Annotated in this window: 17 protein-coding genes; 12 read left to right on the top strand and 5 right to left on the bottom strand. The window is 71.5% G+C overall.

What is annotated here, in order from left to right; translation table 11 throughout:
- The first annotated feature begins 25 nt into the window (after positions 1-25).
- A complete protein-coding gene (locus ABWK59_RS11580) occupies positions 26-1,408 on the top strand; it encodes a glycine--tRNA ligase (protein WP_354640254.1) in 1,383 nt (460 codons plus the stop codon).
- Between the two features lie 212 nt (positions 1,409-1,620).
- Here ABWK59_RS11580 and ABWK59_RS11575 read toward each other — a convergent pair whose 3' ends face one another.
- The 3 genes from ABWK59_RS11575 to ABWK59_RS11565 form a co-directional block, all read right to left on the bottom strand.
- Positions 1,621-2,235 carry a hypothetical protein gene (locus tag ABWK59_RS11575; RefSeq protein ID WP_354640252.1) on the bottom strand — a complete coding sequence of 205 codons (615 nt, stop codon included), beginning with the start codon at positions 2,233-2,235 and terminating at the stop codon, positions 1,621-1,623.
- 1,163 nt (positions 2,236-3,398) lie between these two features.
- Complete coding sequence (locus ABWK59_RS11570; RefSeq protein WP_354640250.1) at positions 3,399-3,992, bottom strand: NADAR family protein; 594 nt, start codon at positions 3,990-3,992, stop codon at positions 3,399-3,401.
- Positions 3,993-4,147: 155 nt separating this feature from the next.
- Entirely contained in the window at positions 4,148-5,626 is a 1,479-nt protein-coding gene (locus tag ABWK59_RS11565) for an MFS transporter (protein WP_420492766.1), read from the bottom strand.
- A gap of 101 nt (positions 5,627-5,727) precedes the next feature.
- Here ABWK59_RS11565 and ABWK59_RS11560 point away from each other — a divergent pair, with 101 nt between their 5' ends.
- Positions 5,728-6,588, top strand: a complete 861-nt coding sequence (locus tag ABWK59_RS11560) for a helix-turn-helix transcriptional regulator (protein WP_354640248.1) — start codon at positions 5,728-5,730, stop codon at positions 6,586-6,588.
- Between the two features lie 464 nt (positions 6,589-7,052).
- Here ABWK59_RS11560 and ABWK59_RS11555 read toward each other — a convergent pair whose 3' ends face one another.
- Positions 7,053-7,517 carry a hypothetical protein gene (locus tag ABWK59_RS11555; RefSeq protein ID WP_354640246.1) on the bottom strand — a complete coding sequence of 155 codons (465 nt, stop codon included), beginning with the start codon at positions 7,515-7,517 and terminating at the stop codon, positions 7,053-7,055.
- A 134-nt stretch (positions 7,518-7,651) separates the two neighbouring features.
- Here ABWK59_RS11555 and ABWK59_RS11550 point away from each other — a divergent pair, with 134 nt between their 5' ends.
- The 10 genes from ABWK59_RS11550 (at position 7,652) to ABWK59_RS11505 (ending at position 19,096) form a co-directional block, all read left to right on the top strand.
- The gene (locus ABWK59_RS11550) at positions 7,652-8,875 is read left to right on the top strand and encodes a sensor histidine kinase (RefSeq protein WP_354640244.1); all 1,224 of its coding nucleotides are present in this window, start codon (positions 7,652-7,654) and stop codon (positions 8,873-8,875) included.
- Complete coding sequence (locus tag ABWK59_RS11545; protein WP_354640242.1) at positions 8,863-9,507, top strand: response regulator transcription factor; 645 nt, start codon at positions 8,863-8,865, stop codon at positions 9,505-9,507. The genes ABWK59_RS11550 and ABWK59_RS11545 overlap by 13 nt, the downstream gene beginning before the upstream one ends.
- 38 nt (positions 9,508-9,545) lie before the next feature.
- Positions 9,546-10,316, top strand: a complete 771-nt coding sequence (locus ABWK59_RS11540) for a DUF4097 family beta strand repeat-containing protein (RefSeq protein WP_354640240.1) — start codon at positions 9,546-9,548, stop codon at positions 10,314-10,316.
- A 376-nt stretch (positions 10,317-10,692) separates the two neighbouring features.
- The gene (gene dusB, locus ABWK59_RS11535; RefSeq protein ID WP_354640238.1) at positions 10,693-12,042 is read left to right on the top strand and encodes a tRNA dihydrouridine synthase DusB; all 1,350 of its coding nucleotides are present in this window, start codon (positions 10,693-10,695) and stop codon (positions 12,040-12,042) included.
- A gap of 565 nt (positions 12,043-12,607) precedes the next feature.
- Positions 12,608-15,316 carry a pyruvate, phosphate dikinase gene (ppdK, locus tag ABWK59_RS11530; protein WP_354640236.1) on the top strand — a complete coding sequence of 903 codons (2,709 nt, stop codon included), beginning with the start codon at positions 12,608-12,610 and terminating at the stop codon, positions 15,314-15,316.
- A gap of 625 nt (positions 15,317-15,941) precedes the next feature.
- The gene (locus ABWK59_RS11525) at positions 15,942-16,298 is read left to right on the top strand and encodes a ribonuclease domain-containing protein (protein WP_354640234.1); all 357 of its coding nucleotides are present in this window, start codon (positions 15,942-15,944) and stop codon (positions 16,296-16,298) included.
- Between the two features lie 88 nt (positions 16,299-16,386).
- A complete protein-coding gene (locus ABWK59_RS11520) occupies positions 16,387-16,881 on the top strand; it encodes a hypothetical protein (RefSeq protein ID WP_354640233.1) in 495 nt (164 codons plus the stop codon).
- Complete coding sequence (locus ABWK59_RS11515; RefSeq protein WP_354640231.1) at positions 16,878-17,195, top strand: transcriptional regulator; 318 nt, start codon at positions 16,878-16,880, stop codon at positions 17,193-17,195. Before ABWK59_RS11520 ends, ABWK59_RS11515 begins: the two co-directional genes overlap by 4 nt.
- 194 nt (positions 17,196-17,389) lie before the next feature.
- Positions 17,390-18,232, top strand: coding sequence for an alpha/beta fold hydrolase (locus ABWK59_RS11510; RefSeq protein ID WP_354640230.1), 843 nt, complete (start codon positions 17,390-17,392; stop codon positions 18,230-18,232).
- Between the two features lie 177 nt (positions 18,233-18,409).
- Positions 18,410-19,096, top strand: coding sequence for an MOSC domain-containing protein (locus ABWK59_RS11505; protein WP_354640228.1), 687 nt, complete (start codon positions 18,410-18,412; stop codon positions 19,094-19,096).
- A gap of 122 nt (positions 19,097-19,218) precedes the next feature.
- On the opposite strand, the gene ABWK59_RS11500 is transcribed toward ABWK59_RS11505, so the two are convergent.
- Entirely contained in the window at positions 19,219-19,938 is a 720-nt protein-coding gene (locus ABWK59_RS11500) for a GNAT family N-acetyltransferase (protein WP_354640226.1), read from the bottom strand.
- Between the last annotated feature and the right edge of the window lie 212 nt (positions 19,939-20,150).

Raw genomic sequence — 20,150 nt, 5'->3', positions numbered from 1 at the left:
GTGCCGTCGTAATGAAGAGAGCACTGTGGCCGCCGACAAGATCGACACGATCGTCAGCCTGAGCAAGCGCCGTGGCTTCGTCTACCCCTGCAGCGAGATCTATGGCGGTACGCGTGCCGCCTGGGACTACGGGCCGCTGGGTGTCGAGCTCAAGGAGAACATCAAGCGCCTGTGGTGGCGGGCGATGGTCACCGCTCGCGAGGACGTCGTCGGTCTCGACTCCTCGGTGATCCTCGCCAAGGAGGTCTGGGAGGCCTCCGGCCACGTCGCCACCTTCAACGACCCGCTCACCGAGTGCCTCTCCTGCCACAAGCGGTTCCGCGCGGACCACCTGGAGGAGGCGTACGAGGCCAAGCACGGCAAGCTGCCCGCCAACGGCCTCGCCGACATCAACTGCCCGAACTGCGGGAACAAGGGCGCCTTCACGTCGCCCAAGGAGTTCTCGGGCATGCTGAAGACCCACCTCGGCCCGGTCGAGGACGGCTCCGGCCTGGCGTACCTGCGCCCGGAGACCGCGCAGGGCATCTTCACCAACTTCAGCGCCGTACAGACCACCTCGCGCAAGAAGCCGCCGTTCGGTATCGCCCAGGTCGGCAAGAGCTTCCGCAACGAGATCACCCCCGGCAACTTCATCTTCCGGACCCGCGAGTTCGAGCAGATGGAGATGGAGTTCTTCGTCAAGCCGGGCGAGGACGAGAAGTGGCACGAGTACTGGCTCGAGCAGCGCTGGAACTGGTACCGCAACCTCGGCCTGCGTGAGGAGAACATGCGCTTCTTCGAGCACCCGAAGGAGAAGCTCTCCCACTACGCCAAGCGCACCGTGGACATCGAGTACCGCTTCAACTTCGGCGGCAGCGAGTTCTCCGAGCTCGAGGGCATCGCCAACCGCACCGACTACGACCTGTCGGTGCACAGCGAGCACTCCGGCAAGGACCTCCGCTACTTCGACCAGGAGTCCGGCGAGCGGTACTTCCCGTACGTCATCGAGCCGGCGGCCGGCCTCAACCGCGCCATGCTGGCCTTCCTGCTCGACGCCTACTTCGAGGACGAGGCTCCCAACGCCAAGGGCGTCATGGAGAAGCGCGTCGGCATGAAGCTCGACCCGCGCCTCGCCCCGGTCAAGGTCGCGGTCCTGCCGCTGTCGCGCAACGCCGACCTGTCGCCGAAGGCCCGCGGCCTGGCCGAGGACCTGCGCACCGCGTGGAACGTCGAGTTCGACGACGCCGGCGCCATCGGCAAGCGCTACCGCCGCCAGGACGAGATCGGCACCCCGTTCTGCGTCACCGTCGACTTCGACACCCTCGAGGACAACGCGGTGACCGTCCGCGAACGGGACACCATGGCTCAGGAGCGCGTCTCCCTGGACCAGGTCAAGTCCTACCTGGCCGCCCGCCTCATCGGCTGCTGACGCGACCGGTACTCCCGCCCGGCCCCCGCACCGACCGCTCGGTGCGGGGGCCGGGCGTTTTCGTTCGTGCTGGTGCCGCCGTGGTCGAGGCCGTGGTCCCGGTCGTGGCCGGTGGTCGTGATTCTCGTCGTGACAGGTGGTCGTGATTCTTGTCGTGGCCGTGGTCCCGGTCGTCGTGGTGCGCGGGCCGGCGTTGGTCGTGGCGGCCAGGATCAACGCCGTCCGCGGCCCCGGGGCGGTTCGGTGGGGAGGCCCAGGGAACGGAGGGCGGCGAGGGCGTTCCGGAAACGGGACTCGTCCAGCTCGGCGATCGCCGCCAGCAAAGCGCCGTAGAGCGAGGCGTCCTGGGCCAGGGTTGCGCCGAACCCGCCGAGGTCGGACGCCGACCGCAGGGCCGACACCTCGCGGATCAGGTGGGCGGCCAGCGTGCTCTCCAGGGCCGTGACCACCGCCGCGATCTCGCCGACCGGACGCCCGGCCACCTGCCGGAGCAGGCTGCGGAGGTCACGCATGCGGCCGGACGCATGCAACTCGTCGGCCAGGACGGACAGTTCGGCCGGAGGAGCCGAGGCCCACTCCCACAGCAGGGTCTGTCCGTCCGCCGGCTGTCCGGCCCGCTCCAGCGCCGCCAGTAGCCCCGGCAGCGCCACGGCCGGCACCGCCCACAGCGCGTGGAACAGCTCGGCGGCCTCGTCTGTCAGGCCCGAACGGCGCAACTCCGCCAGGGTGCCTGCGGCTTGGTCGGGATGGGCGTGGGCGGTCGCCCGGGCCAGGTACCCCGCAGCGCCCACCGGCCCGCTCTGGCGGAGGGCGATCGTCAGCCGCACCACGTCGTCCGGGGAGAGGGTGACGGCCGCCTGGGCGGTGACCGCAGCGGACTCATGGGCCGCACCCGAGCCGTGGAGTGCGGCGATTCGCTGGGCGAGTGCGGTGATCTCCTCGGCGGAGCGCTGGGCGTGAGCGGGTGGGAGGGCTCCAGCGGTGCCCGGTGGTGGTGGGGTCGTCGCGGAAATCCCGGTCGGGGCGGGGGAAGTCGGTGCGGGGGAAGTCGGTGCGGCGGTGGGAGGTGCTGTCTGGGGCGGTGTGGTCCGGGGTGGCTCGGCCTGGGGTGGTGCCGTTCGGGACGGTCCGGACCGGTCTGCTTCTGAATCGGGCGCCGGTTGGAGTCCGCCGAAGCGGGCTCCCCGCGCCGGAGCGGCGGCTATTGAGGGCATCGCGGGCTCGGGCGCCTCCTGGTAGGCGCCACCGAACCGGGCGCCGGTCGGGCGCTTCCTCGCCGGTATGCCCTGTCCGGCCGAGGGCGGGGGCGGGGGCGAGAACAGGGACGAGGGTGGCGAGCCGGACGCCGACCTCGTCATGCTGGAGCCCGGCAGACCGCCCGAGGCATGGGTGGCAGCGCCGGGTTCGGGGCCGGAGGAGTGGGGTCGGGCCGAGGGGTGGAACTCGTCCTCCCACCAGGGGTGTTCCGAGACGCCCGACGCGAACCTGTCCTCCGCTGCGAGCAGCTGATCGCTCAACTCCAGGCAGCGCGCTCCGAGTCCCTCCCGTAGTCGCTTCGCCTGGGCCAGCTGCCGTAGGAGATCGGGATCCGGCTGATGTGGTGGGTGGCCACCCGCGGCGTCGGGTGGTCCCTGGGCCCGGAGTGCCTGGGCCAGTCCGCGCTCCCGCTGCGCCGCGAACTGCCTGGCCCGTAGCAGCTCGTCGAGTTCCGCTCGAAGCGCCTGCACGTCGGCCGGTGTCGGCCCCATGCCCTGCAGTGTCATCCCGCCGACCTGGTCTCTCCGCCAGGAGCTCCCGACAGCTCCTGGCCATGGCTGGAGAACCATCCTGGACCTCGGATACGGCGCCGGTGTTACGAGAATGAGTCCGCACGTTTTCGCCGGGTGCGATATCCGGTGCACAGTGTCGGCGTCATGCCACTCTCTCCAACTTATGTTCGAGAGTGGTTACTTGATGGCGATGCCGTTCCGGGGCGAGCTGTCGGGACGGATCACTCCACCTGGTCGCCGGCGGCGAGCCGCTTCCGCGTCTCCATCAGGGCGAAGCCCAGCAGGTTCAGGCCGCACCACTGCTGCGGCTTCACCGATCGCTCGTCGTCCGACGCGAGACCGATCCCCCAGACACGGTCGAGTGGGCTGGCCTCGACCAGGACGCGGTTCGCGGTGCCGAGCAGGTAGTAGCGCAGAGCGTCGTTCTGCCCGAATTTCGCGACGTTCCCCCGTACCACCAGCTCGAACCGCTCCGCCTTCCAGAGCGCTTCGTCGAAGCCGCGGACCAGCCGTCCCAGCTTCTTCGCCTCGGCGGGGGACTTGGCGGCCAGGATCCGGGGCACGATGGCCTCGTCACCGAACAGTCGTGCTTTCCCCGCCATCATCCAGTGCTCGGCGGTGGCATAGCGGACCCCGTCCACCGTGAACGCGGCCGGCCACCACTGGCTCAGTGAGCCCGAGCCGATGCGCCCGTCCCGCTCGGGCTGGTGGCCCCAGAACAACAGGTACTTCGGGCGGGCCCCCGCCGCGACCAGGGCGATGAGCTCCTCGTGCGTCCGGGCGTCGGTCGGGGTGGTGGGGCGGGTGGTCGTCATGCCGCCATGGTGCCACTGGCCACTGACGGCGGGCTTCCCCTTTTTGCTCGGATTTTGCTGCCGATCCGGCCTGGTATGTCCTGGCGGCGCCACGCGGCCGCCGGGCCCTGACCAGCTGACCGAGCGGCCGGGTTCGCTCGATCGTGGGGTCGGGATCACCCGACCGTGCGGGGGAGTCGGGTGCTGAGCCAGAGCACCACCAGGCTGCCGCCCGCCTGCAGGGCCAGGACGAGCGCGAGTGCGCGACCCATGCCGAGCGAGGGGCTCAGTGCGAGGAAGGTCGTCCCCAACGTGGCCACACCGAGCGCCAGGCTGGACTGCTGAGTCGTCGCCAGCACCCCGCTGCCGACGCCGGCCCGGTCCACGGGGACCCGGGACAGGACCACCCGGAACAGTGGGGTGCTCACGAACCCCTGCCCGACGCCGGCGAGCGCGGCCCCGGGCAGCATCCGCAGCGTGGAGAAGTGCGACCAGTCGGCCAAGGCGGTCGCGATCAGCAGGGACAGGCCGGCAGCCTGGATCACGGCCCCGATGGTGATCACCCGGCTTCCGAAGAGCCCGACCAGGCGCGGCCCGGCCAGCGATGCTGTGAAGTAGCCCACGGCCATGGGCACCAGCGCCCAGCCCGCCGCCACCGGCCCGACGTGGAGCCCCTGCTGGAGCATGACGGCGACCACGAACATGAAGCCGCCGAACCCCATGTAGAAGGGGACGGCGATGCCGAGGCCGCGCCGCATCTCCGGGATCCGCAGCAGCGACAGTGGCAGCAGCGGGACCCTGCCGGCCCGTTCGGCCCGCAGCTCGACCAGCAGGAACGCTGCCGTGAGCAGCGGGAAGGCGGTCAGCGACATCACCGACCACAGGGGCCAGCCGGTGGACCGGCCCTCCATCAGGGGGAGGAGCAGCGACAGCAGCGCCGCCGACAGCAGGACCGTGCCCGGGAGGTCCACCCCGGCGGACCTCGGAGCGTGGCTCTCGGGCACCGAGCGGACAGCCAGCACGGCCGCCAGGAGGGCGAGCGGCACGTTCAGCAGGAAGATCGCACGCCAGCCCGTGCCGAACAGGTCGGCGGAGACCATCATCCCGCCGGCGACCTGCCCGATGACCACGGCGATGCCCCCCACCGCGCCGTAGACGGACAGGGCCCGGGCTCGCCGGTGCCCGGTGGTGGTTGCGGTGATCGTCGCCAGGACCTGGGGGAGGACCAGGGCGGCGGAGGCGCCCTGTGCGGCCCTGGCCGCGACCAGGGTCCAGGCGGTGGGCGCGATGCCGCAGGCGAGCGAGGTCACGGCGAAGGAGACGGCCCCGACCAGGAAAAGCCTGCGTCGCCCGAACGCGTCGCCGAGCCGGCCGCAGAGCACCAGCAGCACGGCGAAAGCGATGCCGTAGCCGGCCACCACCAGTTCCAGCACCGCCGGCCCGGCGACCAGGTCCTGGTCGATGGTGGGCAGGGCCACGTTCACTATGGAGAAGTCAAGCATCGGGAGGAACGCGCCGAGCAGCACGGTGGCCAGGCCGGCCGCCCCGAGCCCCGGTGCGGCGGGCGCTCGCCGGGCGCCGGCCGGTGGGATCGGGGCCGGGGGTTCGGCGAGTCGTGGTGGAAGGGTCTGCGGGGATGTCAGTCGCGGAGTCACGGCTCCTACGATCCGGCTCCTCCCAGCCTGGTACCAGAGAGTGTTTATCCAGGTATAACGACTACCTGGCAACAGGCTCCGAGGAGAGGCATGCTGGGCTCATGGCTACCACCGTCGACCTCGCCGCCCCAGCCGCCGCGCGGCGCCACGAGCTCGCGGCCTTCCTCCGCAGCCGCCGCGAGCGGATCTCACCCGAGCAGGTCGGCCTGCCCGCGACCGGGCGGCGGCGGACCCCGGGGCTCCGCCGGGAGGAGGTCGCGCACCTGGCCACCGTAGGGGTCACCTGGTACACCTGGCTGGAACAGGGGCGGGACATCCACGTGTCGGCCCAGGTGCTGAACTCCGTCGCCCGGGCCCTGCTCCTGGACCGCAACGAACGCGCGCACCTCTTCGTCCTCGCAGGGGTCGAGGATCCGTCGCCGGTCTCGGACTGCGCCACGGTGTCGCCGGCGCTCCAGGCGATCCTGGAACAGCTGGACCCCTTCCCGGCGGCGGTGATCAGCAGCCGGTACGACATCCTCGCCCAGAACAGCGGCTACAACTGGCTGGTCGGCGACCTCGACCGGATGCCCTTCGAGGACCGCAACCTGCTCTGGATGGTGTTCACCGACACGACCTTCTCCCGCCGCCTGGTGGACCGCGACGCCGCTCGGGCCAGCGTGGTCGCCCGCTTCCGGGCCTCGATGGCCGACCATCCGGGCGAGCCGGCCTGGAAGGAGCTGATCCATCGGCTCCGCCGGGTCTCGCCTGACTTCGAGCAGGCCTGGCAACGGCACGAGGTGGCGGGGCAGACCAACGGACTCAAGCAGTTCCTCGTACCGCCTGTGGGGCTTCTGCGTTTTGACTTCACCAACCTGTGGCTGGGCCCGCGGAACCGTACCCGGCTGGTCTCCTACACCCCGGTGGACGAGGAGACCCGGGAGCGCATCCAGCAGTTGGAGCAGCTCACGCCCACGGACTGAGCCGCCGGACGCCGTAACCGGGATGTCCAGCCTGCCGAGGGCGAGCGAGCCGCACACCCAGGCCAGCGGGACCTCCGCGCACACGGCCATCGACAGGGCCACCGCCAGCTCCGTCCCGGGCGCCGCCATGCGGACGTCGCACCAGGCGTCCGCCAGCAGAAGGGCGGAGGACAACGCGGCGGCCGGGCGGTGGAGACCGTCGCCGCGCCGGGCGCCGCAGCCGGCCGTGAGCAGCGCGCCCGCCTCCACCAGATCGAGGACCGCCCACCCGAGACCCTCCGGTCTGAGTGCCAGCAGGGCGGCCCACGGCAAGAGCACCAACCCACAGACGACCAGAAGCCGGTCGACACCTGCACCGTGAACCGCTTCAGTGGCCCGGCTCTGCCTCCCGGCCGTCTGCCGACGGGTGCCCGACGGGCCGGCACCCCTGCCGAACCCCGCCGCCCACAGCAGATCGGCCACCATCATGACGCCCTCCCGCAGCGCAGCAGGACCGACGGGCCATCGACGGCCTCGACCAGCACGCGGGGGAACGAGCCGGCGACGTGGGCGAACCAGAAGGAGCCGGCCACCGACACCGCCGGGGCCGGGCAGTGCCGTCGGCGAAGGCCGTGCCCGAGGAAGGTGACCCGCGGGAGAACCCCGGAAGCGGGAATCCGCCCCCAGGCGACGCTCTCCCTCCCCGCATCGCCGGTGGCCCGCCGCGCGCCGCAGGGTAAGGCCCGGCCGAGCGAGGACGCCACCAGGACGTCCAGCAACTCGCCGTGCTCGTAAACCTCCAACGCCGCCCGGCACCGGCGGCCGCCCGCGGCTGACCGCAACTCCCAACGCCCGATGGTGAGTCGGGTCTCGGCCCGCACCGTCGCGTCCGTCGTGGACGAAGGAGAGCGGAAGAAGGCCTCGATATCACCGTCAGTCAGAATCTTCATGCCCCAAGCCTCTTCACCGAAAGGCTCGGTGTCGGTAGCCCACGGTTCCGAATTGATGGTGTACCTAGCTACACCATCAATTCGGAACCCTGCTTCATGGCGGCGGCGATCAACGCCCCCATACGCTGTGCGGCATGTCTCCGTCGATCTTCCACCGAGCTGTGCAACGGGCCGCCGCGCACGCCCCATGGTCGGCGGCCGCCCGGCGGGACACCCTGTTGCTCGCGGCGGGTGTGCCCCTGAGCGCACCCGTCCTCATCCTCCTGGGCCTCCCGCGTCTGTGGTTCGTCCTGGTGGCCTTCCTCCCCTGCCTCGACCTCCTGAGCGTGGCCCAACGGAGTCGGCTACGCGCCCTCCGGGGGCTGCTGATCCCCTCGCGTGCACCGAGGAACGCCGGCTGGTGGGGGAAGGTCCGGGCCGGCCTGACCTGGCGGCAGTTCCTCTACCACCTCGTGGTGGCACCCCTGCAGACCCTGGGCGCACTCCTGGTGCTGGCCGGTTGGGGAATCGGCCTGGTGATGGCCACCGTGCTCGGCTGGATCTGGCTGATGCCCGCCGGTGCCCCGCTGCAGTCCCGCCCCGGTTGGGCCGTGGCCGACGGCTGGACCACACTCGGCGGCGCCGCTCTCCTCTTCCTCACCCCCTGGCTGGCCGCCTTGCTCAGCAGGTTCGAGGAGTGGGCGGCCGGCTCGCTCCTCGGGCTGAACCGTGCCGAACTGCTGCAGCGCCGCGTGGAGGACCTCGCCGAGAGCCGGGCCGGCGTGGTCGACGCCGCCGACGCCGAGCGCCGCCGGATCGAGCGAGACCTGCACGACGGTGCCCAGCAACGGCTGGTCTCCCTGGCCATGAACCTCGGCCTGGCCCGCCGCACCCTCAAGGACGTCCCGGCCGAGGCGATGCGGGTCATCGTGGAGGCCCACGAGGAGGCACAGGCCGCGATCGACGAGCTCCGCGACCTGGTTCGCGGCCTGCACCCGGTGGTCCTGGAGGACCGTGGCCTCGACGCCGCCCTCTCCGGTATCGCCGCCCGCTGCCCGGTTCCCGTCAGGCTCGACATCGACCTCTCCGACGACATCGCGCCGACGGTCGAGGCCGTCGCCTACTTCACCGTCTCCGAGGCGCTCACCAACGCGGCCAAGCACTCCCGGGCCTCCCGCGTCGAGCTCTCCATCCGCCAGCGGGACGGGCGCCTTCACATCCAGATCCACGACGACGGGATAGGCGGAGCCGACGCCGCCAGGGGCACCGGCCTCACCGGCCTGCGGAAGCGCGCCGCCTCCGTGGACGGGACCCTCGCCGTCACCAGCCCCCACGGGGGCCCCACCACCATCACCGCGGAGTTGCCGTGCGAGCTGTGATCGCTGAGGACTCGGTCCTGTTGAGGGTCGGCCTGGTCAAGGTCCTGGAGGCGGTGGGCCACGAGGTGGTCGCCGCGGTCGGTGACGCCGAGGAGCTCCTGGCCGCCGTCGCCGAGCACCAGCCGCAGGTGGTCGTGGTCGACGTCCGGATGCCGCCCGGCTTCACCGACGAGGGCGTCCGCGCAGCCCTGGTGATCCGGAGGCAGTGGCCCGAGGTCGCCGTCCTCCTCCTGTCCCAGTTCGTGGAGGAGCGCTACGCCTCCGACCTGCTCTCGGCCAACACCAGCGGCGTCGGCTACCTGCTCAAGCAACGGGTCGCCAATGTGGACGACTTCGTCGAGGCGCTCCAGCGGGTGGCCGAGGGCGGCACCGCGCTGGATCCGGAGGTGGTCTCCCAACTACTCATCCGGCGTGACACCGACCCGCTGCGCCGCCTCACCCCGCGTGAGCGCGACGTCCTGGCGCTGATGGCCGAGGGCCGGTCCAATGCGGCCATCGCCCAGACCCTGGTGGTCAGCGACAGCGCCGTCGCCAAGCACATCAACGCCATCTTCGCCAAGCTCGACCTGCCGTCGGCGGACGTCACCCACCGACGGGTGCTCGCCGTCCTGCACTTCCTGGGGGTGGCCTAGTCATGGCGCGACGCATATGGCGGGTCCTGGGCGCCCTGGTGGTGCTGGTCTCCACCGTCCTCTTCGGCGTGGCGGGCTGGGCCTACCTGGTGCACCAGCAGAGCGTGATCGAGCGGCCGCCCTACCGGGTCCCGATCTCCAGGCTGGAACTCGACTCGGTCTCCGCCGCAGTCCGGATCGAACCGGGTCCGCCGGGCCAGGTGTCGATCCGGCAGAGCCTGGGTTGGACATGGCGTCGCCCCGTAGTGGCGATGATCTGGGAGGGCGACGTACTGAAGGTATCGGTGCGCTGCCACCGGCTCTTCGGCCTGGACGACCTGGGGTGCGACGCCGAACTGGACATCCGGCTGCCGGCCGAGACGGAGGTGACCGGCAGCAGTACCTCCGGGATCACACAGCTCCGTGATCTGACCGGGCCGATCTCGCTCAAGACCGGTACCGGGTTCATCGACCTCGCCCGCGTGAGCGGTCCGATAGCGGTTCAGGCGAAGTCCGGGCGCATCCAGGGCTCCGAGCTTTTCTCCGCCAGGGTCGAGGCGTCGACCAGCTCAGGACCGATTGAGCTGGGATTCGCCCACGCACCCGACGCGGTCACCGCCATCGCATCCTCCGGTCCGCTCACCCTCTCGATGCCGCCCGGGACGCGATACAAGATCAACGGCCATTCCAGCTCCGGCTCGCGATCCATCGATCCCACTCTGGCCGACACCTCCTCGCCCCACGTGCTCGACGTGGTCACCAGCTCCGGCTCGGTCACCATCAACCCCAGGGGCGGAGGCGTCGTACTCGACCACGGACCGACCCGCTGACCCGGCGGACAGGCTCCGATCGCTGCCACCGCATCCTGCACGCACCCGGCCCGACCAGGGGGCGAGAGCGCGGACGGCGGGCGCGCCGCCGCCCCAGGCCGCTCACGAGCCAGGCCGACGCACTAGCGGCCACCGTCCCCCGCAGGCCACCGACCCCGACGAACCCCGGCCCTCCAGCTCCCGCACCCCGCTCGCACCGCGCTCGTGCACCGATACCGCAGCCCGCTCGCGCCCCGCAGCGCCGCGCGCCTCGCCAACGTGCGCCCACGACCTTCCCCGACCTTCCCCGGCCTCCCCTGCGACCGCTCCGCCGGAGGGCCGATCGAGGTGGGGGACAATAGAGAGTCACGCATCCCGCCCGGAGGACCAGTCGCCGATGACCACCCCGCCCGACACCGCCGCCCAGCAGGCCCCGGCCTCCCCGCAGGCAGCCCCGACCTTCCCGTCGGCGGGCTCGACTCACTCGACGGACGACGCGCCTCCGAGCCTGACGGCCGATGCGCCCCCGAACCTGACGGACCAAGCGCACCCCACCCCGCAGCACCCCGCCTCGCAGCACCCCACCCCGCAGCACCCCACCGCCGAGTCCTCCCCGTTCTCGCCGCTCTCGATCGGCCCGCTCGAAGTGTGGCCGCCGGTGGTCCTGGCCCCGATGGCGGGCATCACCAATGCCCCCTTCCGTACTCTCTGCCGCGAGCAGAGTGGCGGCAAGGGCCTCTACGTCTCCGAGATGATCACCACCCGGGCCCTGGTGGAGCGGAACGCCAAGACCCTCCAGTTGATCAAGTTCGACCCGAGCGAGAAGCCCCGCTCGATCCAGCTGTACGGCGTCGACCCGGTGACCGTGGGCCGGGCGGCCCGGATGATCGCCGAAGAGGACCTCGCGGACCACATCGACCTGAACTTCGGCTGCCCCGTCCCGAAGGTGACCCGCAAGGGCGGCGGCTCCGCGCTGCCGTACAAGCGCAACCTGCTGCGCGAGATCCTCCGCGAGGCGGTGTCCAACGCGGGCGGCCTGCCGGTGACCATGAAGATGCGCAAGGGCATCGACGACGACCACCTCACCTACCTCGACGCCGGCCGGATCGGCGCGGAGGAGGGTGTCGCCGCGATCGCCCTGCACGGCCGTACCGCCTCCCAGCACTACGGGGGCACTGCGGACTGGTCGGCGATCGCCCGGCTGCGCGAGTCCGTCCCGTCGCACATCCCGGTGCTCGGCAACGGCGACATCTGGTCCGCCGACGACGCCGTCCGGATGATGCGCGAGACCGGTTGCGACGGCGTGGTGGTCGGGCGCGGCTGCCTCGGCCGGCCCTGGCTCTTCCGGGATCTGGTCTCGATCTTCGAGGGCGATGTCGACTACGCCCGCCCCACCTTCGGCTACGTCGCCCGGGCGATGGTCCGCCACGCGCAGCTGCTCGGCGAGTGGCTGGGCGACGAGGCGCGCGGCGTCATCGACTTCCGCAAGCACGTCGCCTGGTACACCAAGGGCTTCTCCGTCGGCTCCGAGCTGCGGGTCAAGCTGGCGAACGCCTCCTCGCTGGCCGAGCTGGACGAGACGCTGGCCCTGATCGACCAGGAGCAGCAGTGGCCGGCCGGCGCCGACGGTCCGCGTGGCCGGACGAGTGGAAACAACCGCGTGGTCCTGCCGGAAGGCTGGTTGGACGATCCGTACGACTGCGCGCTGCCCAGCGCTGACGCCGAACTGGACACCTCTGGCGGATGAGTTGGCCAAACCGTAGGGATGGCCCCTGGTGAGCCTCCTGCCGTAGTGGCCCAGCCCTCTTGGACGACAAGGCCAAGAGGGCTCCTTTCTGGCAGATTTCAACTACACCGAGTGATCCGATCGCCGCGCAATGCGACGATCGGCCCATTCGCGCTACGCCCGACGGCTGAGATGCGCCCGTGACGCTTGCCACATATCGTGGCGAGTGACGGTCAGTCAGGGGTGTTCGCCACGGTGTACAGGTCCGGATCGCTTCCCGAAGGGGCTCGACGGTGGATCGGCGCAGCTGACTGCAGGAAATCAACCCGAGGAAACCCGGCGGTTCATCCGCCACTACTCTCTGTCCGGTTCGCGTGATCTTCAGGTTTCGTTGTGTTCACTTCTTGAACCGTCGCTCGCGTCATCCGGACGATTTCAGCAACAGAGGTAAACGCCCTGACGGGCATTCGATCTGTCGGGTCAGCCCCCACTCCGAGGCTTGTACGACCTATTCGTGGCCCTACAAAGCCTTCGAAATGGGTATGTTCTCCGGCGTCAGGGCAACCGTGTGCGAGGAGACCGACCCGTGGCGGCGCAGCAGAAGTTTGTTTACTCCTTCACCGAAGGAAACAAGGACCTCAAGGATCTTCTCGGCGGAAAGGGTGCGAACCTGGCCGAGATGACCAACCTGGGGCTCCCCGTCCCCCCGGGGTTCACCATCACCACGGACGCCTGCAAGGTGTTCCTGGAGACCGGCAGCGAGCCGGGCTCGCTCAACGAGGAGATCTCGGGTCACCTGGCCTCCCTCGAGGAGCGGATGGGCAAGAAGCTCGGCCAGGCCGACAACCCGCTGCTGGTCTCGGTGCGGTCCGGTGCCAAGTTCTCCATGCCGGGCATGATGGACACGGTCCTGAACATCGGTCTCTCCGACGCCTCGGTGACCGGGCTCGCCGCCCAGTCCGGCAACGAGCGCTTCGCCTGGGACTCGTACCGCCGCCTGGTCCAGATGTTCGGCAAGACCGTGCTGGGCGTGGACGGCGAGCTGTTCGAGGAGGCCCTGGACGAGGCCAAGCACGCCAAGGGCACGGCCAACGACCTCGACCTCACCGCCGAGGACCTCAAGATCCTGGTCGAGACCTTCAAGGGCATCGTCCTCCGCGAGACCGGCCGGGCCTTCCCGCAGGACCCGCGTGAGCAGCTGGACCTGGCGATCCACGCCGTCTTCCACTCCTGGAACGGTGACCGCGCCCGCCTGTACCGCCGCCAGGAGCGCATCCCGAACGACCTGGGCACCGCGGTCAACGTCTGCACCATGGTCTTCGGCAACCTCGGCGAGGACTCCGGCACCGGTGTCGCCTTCACCCGCGACCCCTCCACCGGTGCCCAGGGCGTCTACGGCGACTACCTGCAGAACGCGCAGGGCGAGGACGTCGTCGCCGGCATCCGCAACACCCTCCCGCTCGCGGAACTCGAGCAGCTCGACAAGAAGTCGTACGACGAGCTGATGTCGATCATGGAGACGCTGGAGAACCACTACCGCGACCTCTGTGACATCGAGTTCACCATCGAGCGCGGCAAGCTCTGGATGCTGCAGACCCGCGTCGGCAAGCGCACCGCTGCTGCCGCCTTCCGCATCGCCGTCCAGCTGGTCGACCAGGGTCTGATCGACCTGGACGAGGCGCTCAGCCGGGTCACCGGCGGCCAGCTCGCCCAGCTGATGTTCCCGCGCTTCGCGCCGACCGCCGAGACCAAGCCGGTCGCCTACGGCATCGCCGCCTCGCCGGGTGCCGCGGTCGGCAGGGTGGTCTTCGACTCCTACACCGCCGTCAAGTGGTCGCGTTCCGGCGAGAAGGTCATCCTGGTCCGCCGGGAGACCAACCCGGACGACCTGGAGGGCATGATCGCCGCCGAGGGCATCCTGACCTCGCGCGGTGGCAAGACCTCGCACGCGGCCGTGGTCGCCCGCGGCATGGGCAAGACCTGTGTCTGCGGCGCCGAGGAGCTGGAGGTCGACACCAAGAACCGCAAGTTCACCACCTCCGGCGGCCAGGTCGTCCACGAGGGCGACGTGGTGTCCATCGACGGCGCCAACGGCAAGGTGTACCTGGGCGAGGTCCCGGTGCTGCCGTCCCCGGTCGTCGAGTACTTCGAGGGCACCCTGCACGCCGGCGCCGACGTCCAGGGCGGGCTGGTCCAGGCCGTCCACCGTCTGATGGCGCACGCCGACGTCCGCCGCCGCCTCGCCGTCCGCGCCAACGCCGACAACGCCGAGGACGCGAACCGCGCCCGCCGCTACGGCGCCCAGGGCATCGGCCTGTGCCGCACCGAGCACATGTTCCTCGGCGAGGAGCGCCGCAAGGAGGTCGAGCACCTGATCCTGGCGGACAACGACAAGGACCGCGAGCTCGCCCTGTCCTCCCTGCTGCCGCTGCAGAAGGGCGACTTCCTGGAGCTCTTCCAGTCGATGGACGGCCTCCCGGTCACCGTCCGCCTGCTCGACCCGCCGCTGCACGAGTTCCTCCCGGACATCACCGAGCTCTCGGTACGCGTCGCCCTCGCCGAGGCCCGCAAGGACCCGAACGAGAACGACCTGCGCCTGCTCCAGGCCGTCCACAAGCTGCACGAGCAGAACCCGATGCTGGGTCTGCGCGGCGTGCGCCTCGGCCTGGTCATCCCCGGCCTGTTCGGGATGCAGGTCCGGGCGATCGCGGAGGCCGCGGCCGAGCGCAAGCTCGCCGGTGGCGACCCGCGTCCCGAGGTGATGATCCCGCTGGTCGGCACCGTCCAGGAGCTGGAGCTGGTCCGCGACGAGTGCGAGCGCGTCCTCGCCGAGGTCTGCCAGTCCACCGGCGTCCAGCTGGACATCAAGCTCGGCACCATGATCGAGCTGCCGCGTGCCGCAGTCACCGCCGGCCAGATCGCCGAGGCCGCCGAGTTCTTCTCCTTCGGCACCAACGACCTGACCCAGACCGTCTGGGGCTTCTCCCGGGACGACGTGGAGGCCTCCTTCTTCACCGCCTACCTGGAGAAGGGCATCTTCGGCGTCAGCCCGTTCGAGACCATCGACCGTGACGGCGTCGGCTCCCTGGTCAAGCACGCCGCCGAGGCCGGCCGGGCGACCCGCCCCGACCTGAAGCTCGGCGTCTGCGGCGAGCACGGCGGCGACCCGGACTCGGTCCACTTCTTCCACGAGGTCGGGCTGGACTACGTGTCCTGCTCTCCCTTCCGGATCCCGGTGGCGCGCCTGGAGGCAGGCCGCGCCGCGATCGAGACGGCGGGCAGTGACTCGCGCTGACACGAAGCAGCGCGGTCGTCGCTGACCGCACCCCTCCGTAGGGGAGGGGCGTGCGGCGGAGCTCGGCGCAGGAGAGCCGCCGTACGTAGCAGTCGGGGCGGGAACGGACAATGGCGTCCGTTCCCGCCCCGGCGGCATTTCCACCCCCGGCGGCGATTCCACTCCTGCGGCGTTTCCCCCCGGCCGTCCGGCACCGGCCGGGCAAGCTGGGGCCCATGACCAGCCCGCCGGACGACAGCCCGACCACGCCGCCGACCGGCACCCGGGCTACCTCAAAGACCCGTGTCCGGCGGCCCGACCCGGACACCGTGGCCGGAGGTGCTTCCACGGCTGCCGGTCTGCGGCCTGCCCCGCCAGCGGCGGACCCGCGGCCACCCGCCGTACGGACCTGCCCACCGGCTCCCCAACCGGCCCCCGAACCGGCCTCCACACCTGCCCCCACTCCCGCCCCCGTGTCGACGCCCGCACCGGCCGTGCCGAACCGCCACTCCCGCCCGCTCGGGCGGTTCGCGCTGCCCGGGCGCCTCGCGCTGGTCGGGCTGCTGTGCGGGGGCGCGGTGGCCACAGCTGCGCCGCTTCCCCCTCCTCGGTCGTCGACCGGCCCGCGGCGACGCGGCAGACGTCGGTGGCGGGCACCTCGGGCGGTGCCTCCGCCTCCGCCACCTCCTTCTCCTCCGGCTGGGTGCCGAACAGTGCTGCCCTGGCCGACGTCTGCCGCACCCGGTTGCCGCCGCAGGCCCTCGACACCCTCGGCCTGATCGTCCGCGGCGGCCCGTACCCGTACCGCTCGGACGGGGTGGTCTTCGAGAACCGGGAGAACCGGCTCCCGCGCCAACGCAGTGGCTACTACCACGAGTTCACCGTGGTCACGCCCGGATCCGCCGATCGAGGGGCTCGGCGGATCGTCATGGGGACGGCCGGCGAGCAGTACTGGACCGCCGACCACTATGACTCGTTCCAGGAGATCGACAGTCGCTGCTGAAACAACTTTCCAAACCGGAAAGTAGATGCCATAGTAGAAGTACTTCACGCGGCACCGTGCCGCGCCGCTCGATCTCCCGGGGGACACCATGAACGCCGAAACCTCGCTCACTCCTGCCGAAGCGCTCGCCCTGGCCGGCCGGGCCAAGGCCGCCGCCCGGCGTCCGGTGCCGATGCCGGGCTGGTACGGTCCCGCCTTCGGTGGCGCGCTCACCGCCTACGGTGTCGTGCTCGGCCAGAGTCTTGAGCACGAGCTGCGCTGGCTGACCATCCTCGCGGCGCTGCTCTTCAGCGCGGGAACGGGGGCGATGGCCTCGGTGGCGGTCCGGGCGGGCGGCGTAGCGCGGCGGGCCTCCCGCGAGTACGCGGGTGTCACGACTGCGGGCGTGGCGGCGGTCCTGGCGATCGGCGGTGCCATCGGGCTGGTGGTCTGGCTGCTCGGCGGTCCGATCGGGGCGGTGATGGGGCTCGGTGGAGCCGCGGCCGGTCTGGCCTTCTGGCAGATGACCGTCGTGATCAACAAGCGGATCCGCCGCGACGGGGCCGCCCGTGGCGAGCACAACCCCGAGGAGCGGGAGCTGTGAGCGACCTCGACACCGTCCTGCACCACCCGACGCGGCTGACCGTGCTGTCCTTCCTGTCCGGCTGCATCGAGGCCGAGTTCTCCGCGGTCCGTGACTACTGCGAGGTCTCCGACTCGATGCTCAGCAAGACCGCCACGGCCCTGGAGGCGGCGGGCTACATCAAGGTCAAGAAGGGGTACGTGGGGAAGCGTCCGCGCACCTGGCTCGCCGCCACCCGCTCCGGGCGGGACGCGCTGGAGGCCTACCTGTCGGGGCTCCAGCAGCTCGCCGCCGACGCCAGGGCCGCCGGCGCCGCCTCGGCCGACACCGACTGACGCGACTGACGCGACTGACCCGGCGGACCCCGAGAACCCCGAGGACCCCGCGGCGCCCGCCCGTCCCGCCGGATCGAGCGGGTGCCCCGCCCCGCCCGCCGCCCCCGCCCAACCGTCACCCCACCCGTTCGCCGGTAGCTGATACGGCGTCAAGGATCTTGGCGTGGAAGGCCGATCCGGGGAAGGATCACGGCATGGCTACCTTCACCGCCCCGGACGGGACGACCCTCGCCTACCGCGTCACCGGAAGCGGAGACCCGCTGGTCTGCCTGCCGGGCGGGCCGATGCGGGCCTCCGCGTACCTGGGTGACCTCGGCGGCCTGTCCGCCCACCGCTCGCTGATCGTGCTCGACGCCCGCGGCACCGGGGAGTCGGAGCGCCCGGCGGACCCGGCGACGTACCGCTGCGACCGGCAGGTCGGCGATGTCGAGGCGCTCCGCCGGCACCTCGGCCTGGACCGGATGGACCTGCTGGCGCACTCGGCGGCCGGCAACCTGGCGATCCAGTACGCGGCCCGCTTCCCGGAACGGATCGCCCGGCTGGCCCTGATCACCCCGAACGGCCGGGCCGTCGGCCTGCCCTCCAGCGACGACGACTACCGGGCCTCCGCGTTGCTGCGGAAGGACCAGCCGTGGGGGCCGGCGATGATCGCGGCCCTGGACGCGGTGCTGGCGGGCGAGGCGGAGGAGGAGGACTGGGAGGCCATCCACCCGCTCTTCTACGGACGGTGGAACGACACGGCCCGCGCCCACGCCGCCACCGACGCCCGGCAGCGCAACGAGGAGGCGGCGGAACTCTTCCACTCCGAGGGCGCCTACGACCCCGTCGGGACCAGGGCCGACCTGGTCGCCCTCGAAGCCCCGGTGCTGGTGCTGGCGGGGGAGTTGGACGGAGGTCCCTCGCCGCGCCGAGCGGCCGAGATCGCCGAGGTGTTCTCGAACGGCACCTGCGTGGTCCAGCACGGCGCCGGGCACTACCCCTGGCTGGACGACGCCACCCGCTTCGTCCGCATCGTCGAACGCTTCCTCGCAGGCTGACGGCCACCACCCCACCGGCAAACGCCCACCGCCACCACCCCACCGGCAAACCCCCCCACCGGAAACACCGTCACCGCCAACCCCGTCACCGCCAACACGACCCCCGGCGCGAGTCCCCACCCGGCCCGCGTCCGGAAATCGGGTGAGCGCCGCCGCAGGCCGCCGTACGCTGCCGGGATGGCCCACCTGCTCTCCGTGAACCTCGCCCGTCCCCGGCCCAACCCGGCCAAGCCCGAAGCCGGTTCCACGGGTATCGACAAGCGGCCGGTGGAGCATCCGGTCGTACTGAGGGCGCCCGGTCCCAAGGGCGCCTGTCCGCACCCCAGCGGGTTGGTCGGTGACGCGGTCCTCGACACCCGGCACCACGGCGGGGACGACCAGGCGGTCTACGCCTACGCCCGCGAGAGCCTTGACCTGTGGGCGCGGGAGCTCGGCCGCGACCTGCCCGGCGGCAGCTTCGGCGAGAACCTCACCACCGTCGGACTCGACGTGGACGGGGCGCTGATCGGCGAACGTTGGCAGATCGGCGAGCAGGTGGTGCTGGAGGTCTCGGTCCCGCGGATCCCCTGCGCCACCTTCGCCCACTGGCTGGACGAGCGGCGCTGGACCAGGCGGTTCACCGAGCGCGCCCTGCCCGGCACGTACCTCCGGATCGTGCGGCCGGGTTCGATCAGGGTGGTCGACCGGATCACGGTGGTGGACCGGCCCGCGCACGGGCTGACGGTCCGGGACTGCTTCCGGGCCGTGACCACCGACGCCGCCCTGCTGCCGCGCCTGGTGGACGTGGCCGCGCTCCCGGCCGAGGTCAGGGAACTGGCCCGCCGCCGCACCGCCACGCCGCCGTTCGCCCCCACCGACGACTGAACCGACCCACAGGTCGCAGCCCCGGCCCGCCCGAGCCGAAGCCCGCCCGAGCCGAAGCCCCCGCAGGCCGAAGCCCCCGCAGGCCGAGGCCCACCCGGGCCGAAGCCCGTGCCGGCCTCAGCTCACGCGGGGATCAGCGAGCCGCCGTGTCTAAGGCACTCCTGGTTGATCGCCGGGTCCGGCGCGCTCGGCGAGGTCGCGGCCGCGATCCGCAGCTCGATGATGTCGCGGACGGCCGGCCATTCCTCGTCGAGGATCGAGTAGAACGCGGTGGACCGGACGACCCCGTCCAGGCCCCGCGAGTGCGCCCGCCGGACGCCCTCGGAGCTGGCGCCCAGCCGCTCGATGGCGGCCCGGGAGCGCAGGTTGCGGGCGTCGGCGCGCAGCGAGATCCGCTGGACGCCCCAGGTCTCGAAGGCGTGCCGCAGCATCAGCAGCTTGGCCTCGGTGTTGATGCCGGTGCCCTGGGCGCGCGGGGAGAGCCAGGTGTTGCCGATCTCGGCCGCGTCAGGGACGGCGAGCACCGGGTCACCGTGCGGCACACCCGGGACCGGCGGCCAGACCAGCGGGCCCTGCCAGTAGTCCAGTTCCAGGAACCGGGTCGAGCCGACCACCCGGTTGTCCGCCACGCTCACCGTGGCGAACGGCAGCGACCGGCCGGCCGCCTGGTCCGCGAGGGCACGCGCGATGTAGTCCCGGGCCGCTTCCAGGCCGTGCGGGACAGGGGTGAAGGCGTAGGTCGTACGGTCCTCGGCGCCGGCCTCGGCCAGGGCCGGGGCGTGGTGCTCGGCGAGGGGCTCCAGCCGCACGGTGCGGCCGATGAGGGTGACGGGTACGGGCACGGATCCTTCGGTCCTTCGGCGATCGGAGGGGCCATCGCACCGGGGCCCGGAACGACGGCAGTGGTTTTTCGCCCCGGAGGCGGGCAGCGCGGCACCGGACCGGATACGGGTCGACAGACCGATCCGGCGGGATGAGCGAGGGGACAGTATGCGTCCGCGAGATGGCCGAGAGGGGAATGAGAGCACAAAGGGAAGCAGGCGGCCAAGTGAAG

The organism is Kitasatospora sp. HUAS MG31 (genome assembly GCF_040571325.1).
GTDB classification, from domain to species: domain Bacteria; phylum Actinomycetota; class Actinomycetes; order Streptomycetales; family Streptomycetaceae; genus Kitasatospora; species Kitasatospora camelliae.
The sequence above is the reverse complement of the archived record's forward strand: the minus strand, read 5'-3'. Positions and strand labels throughout refer to the sequence as shown.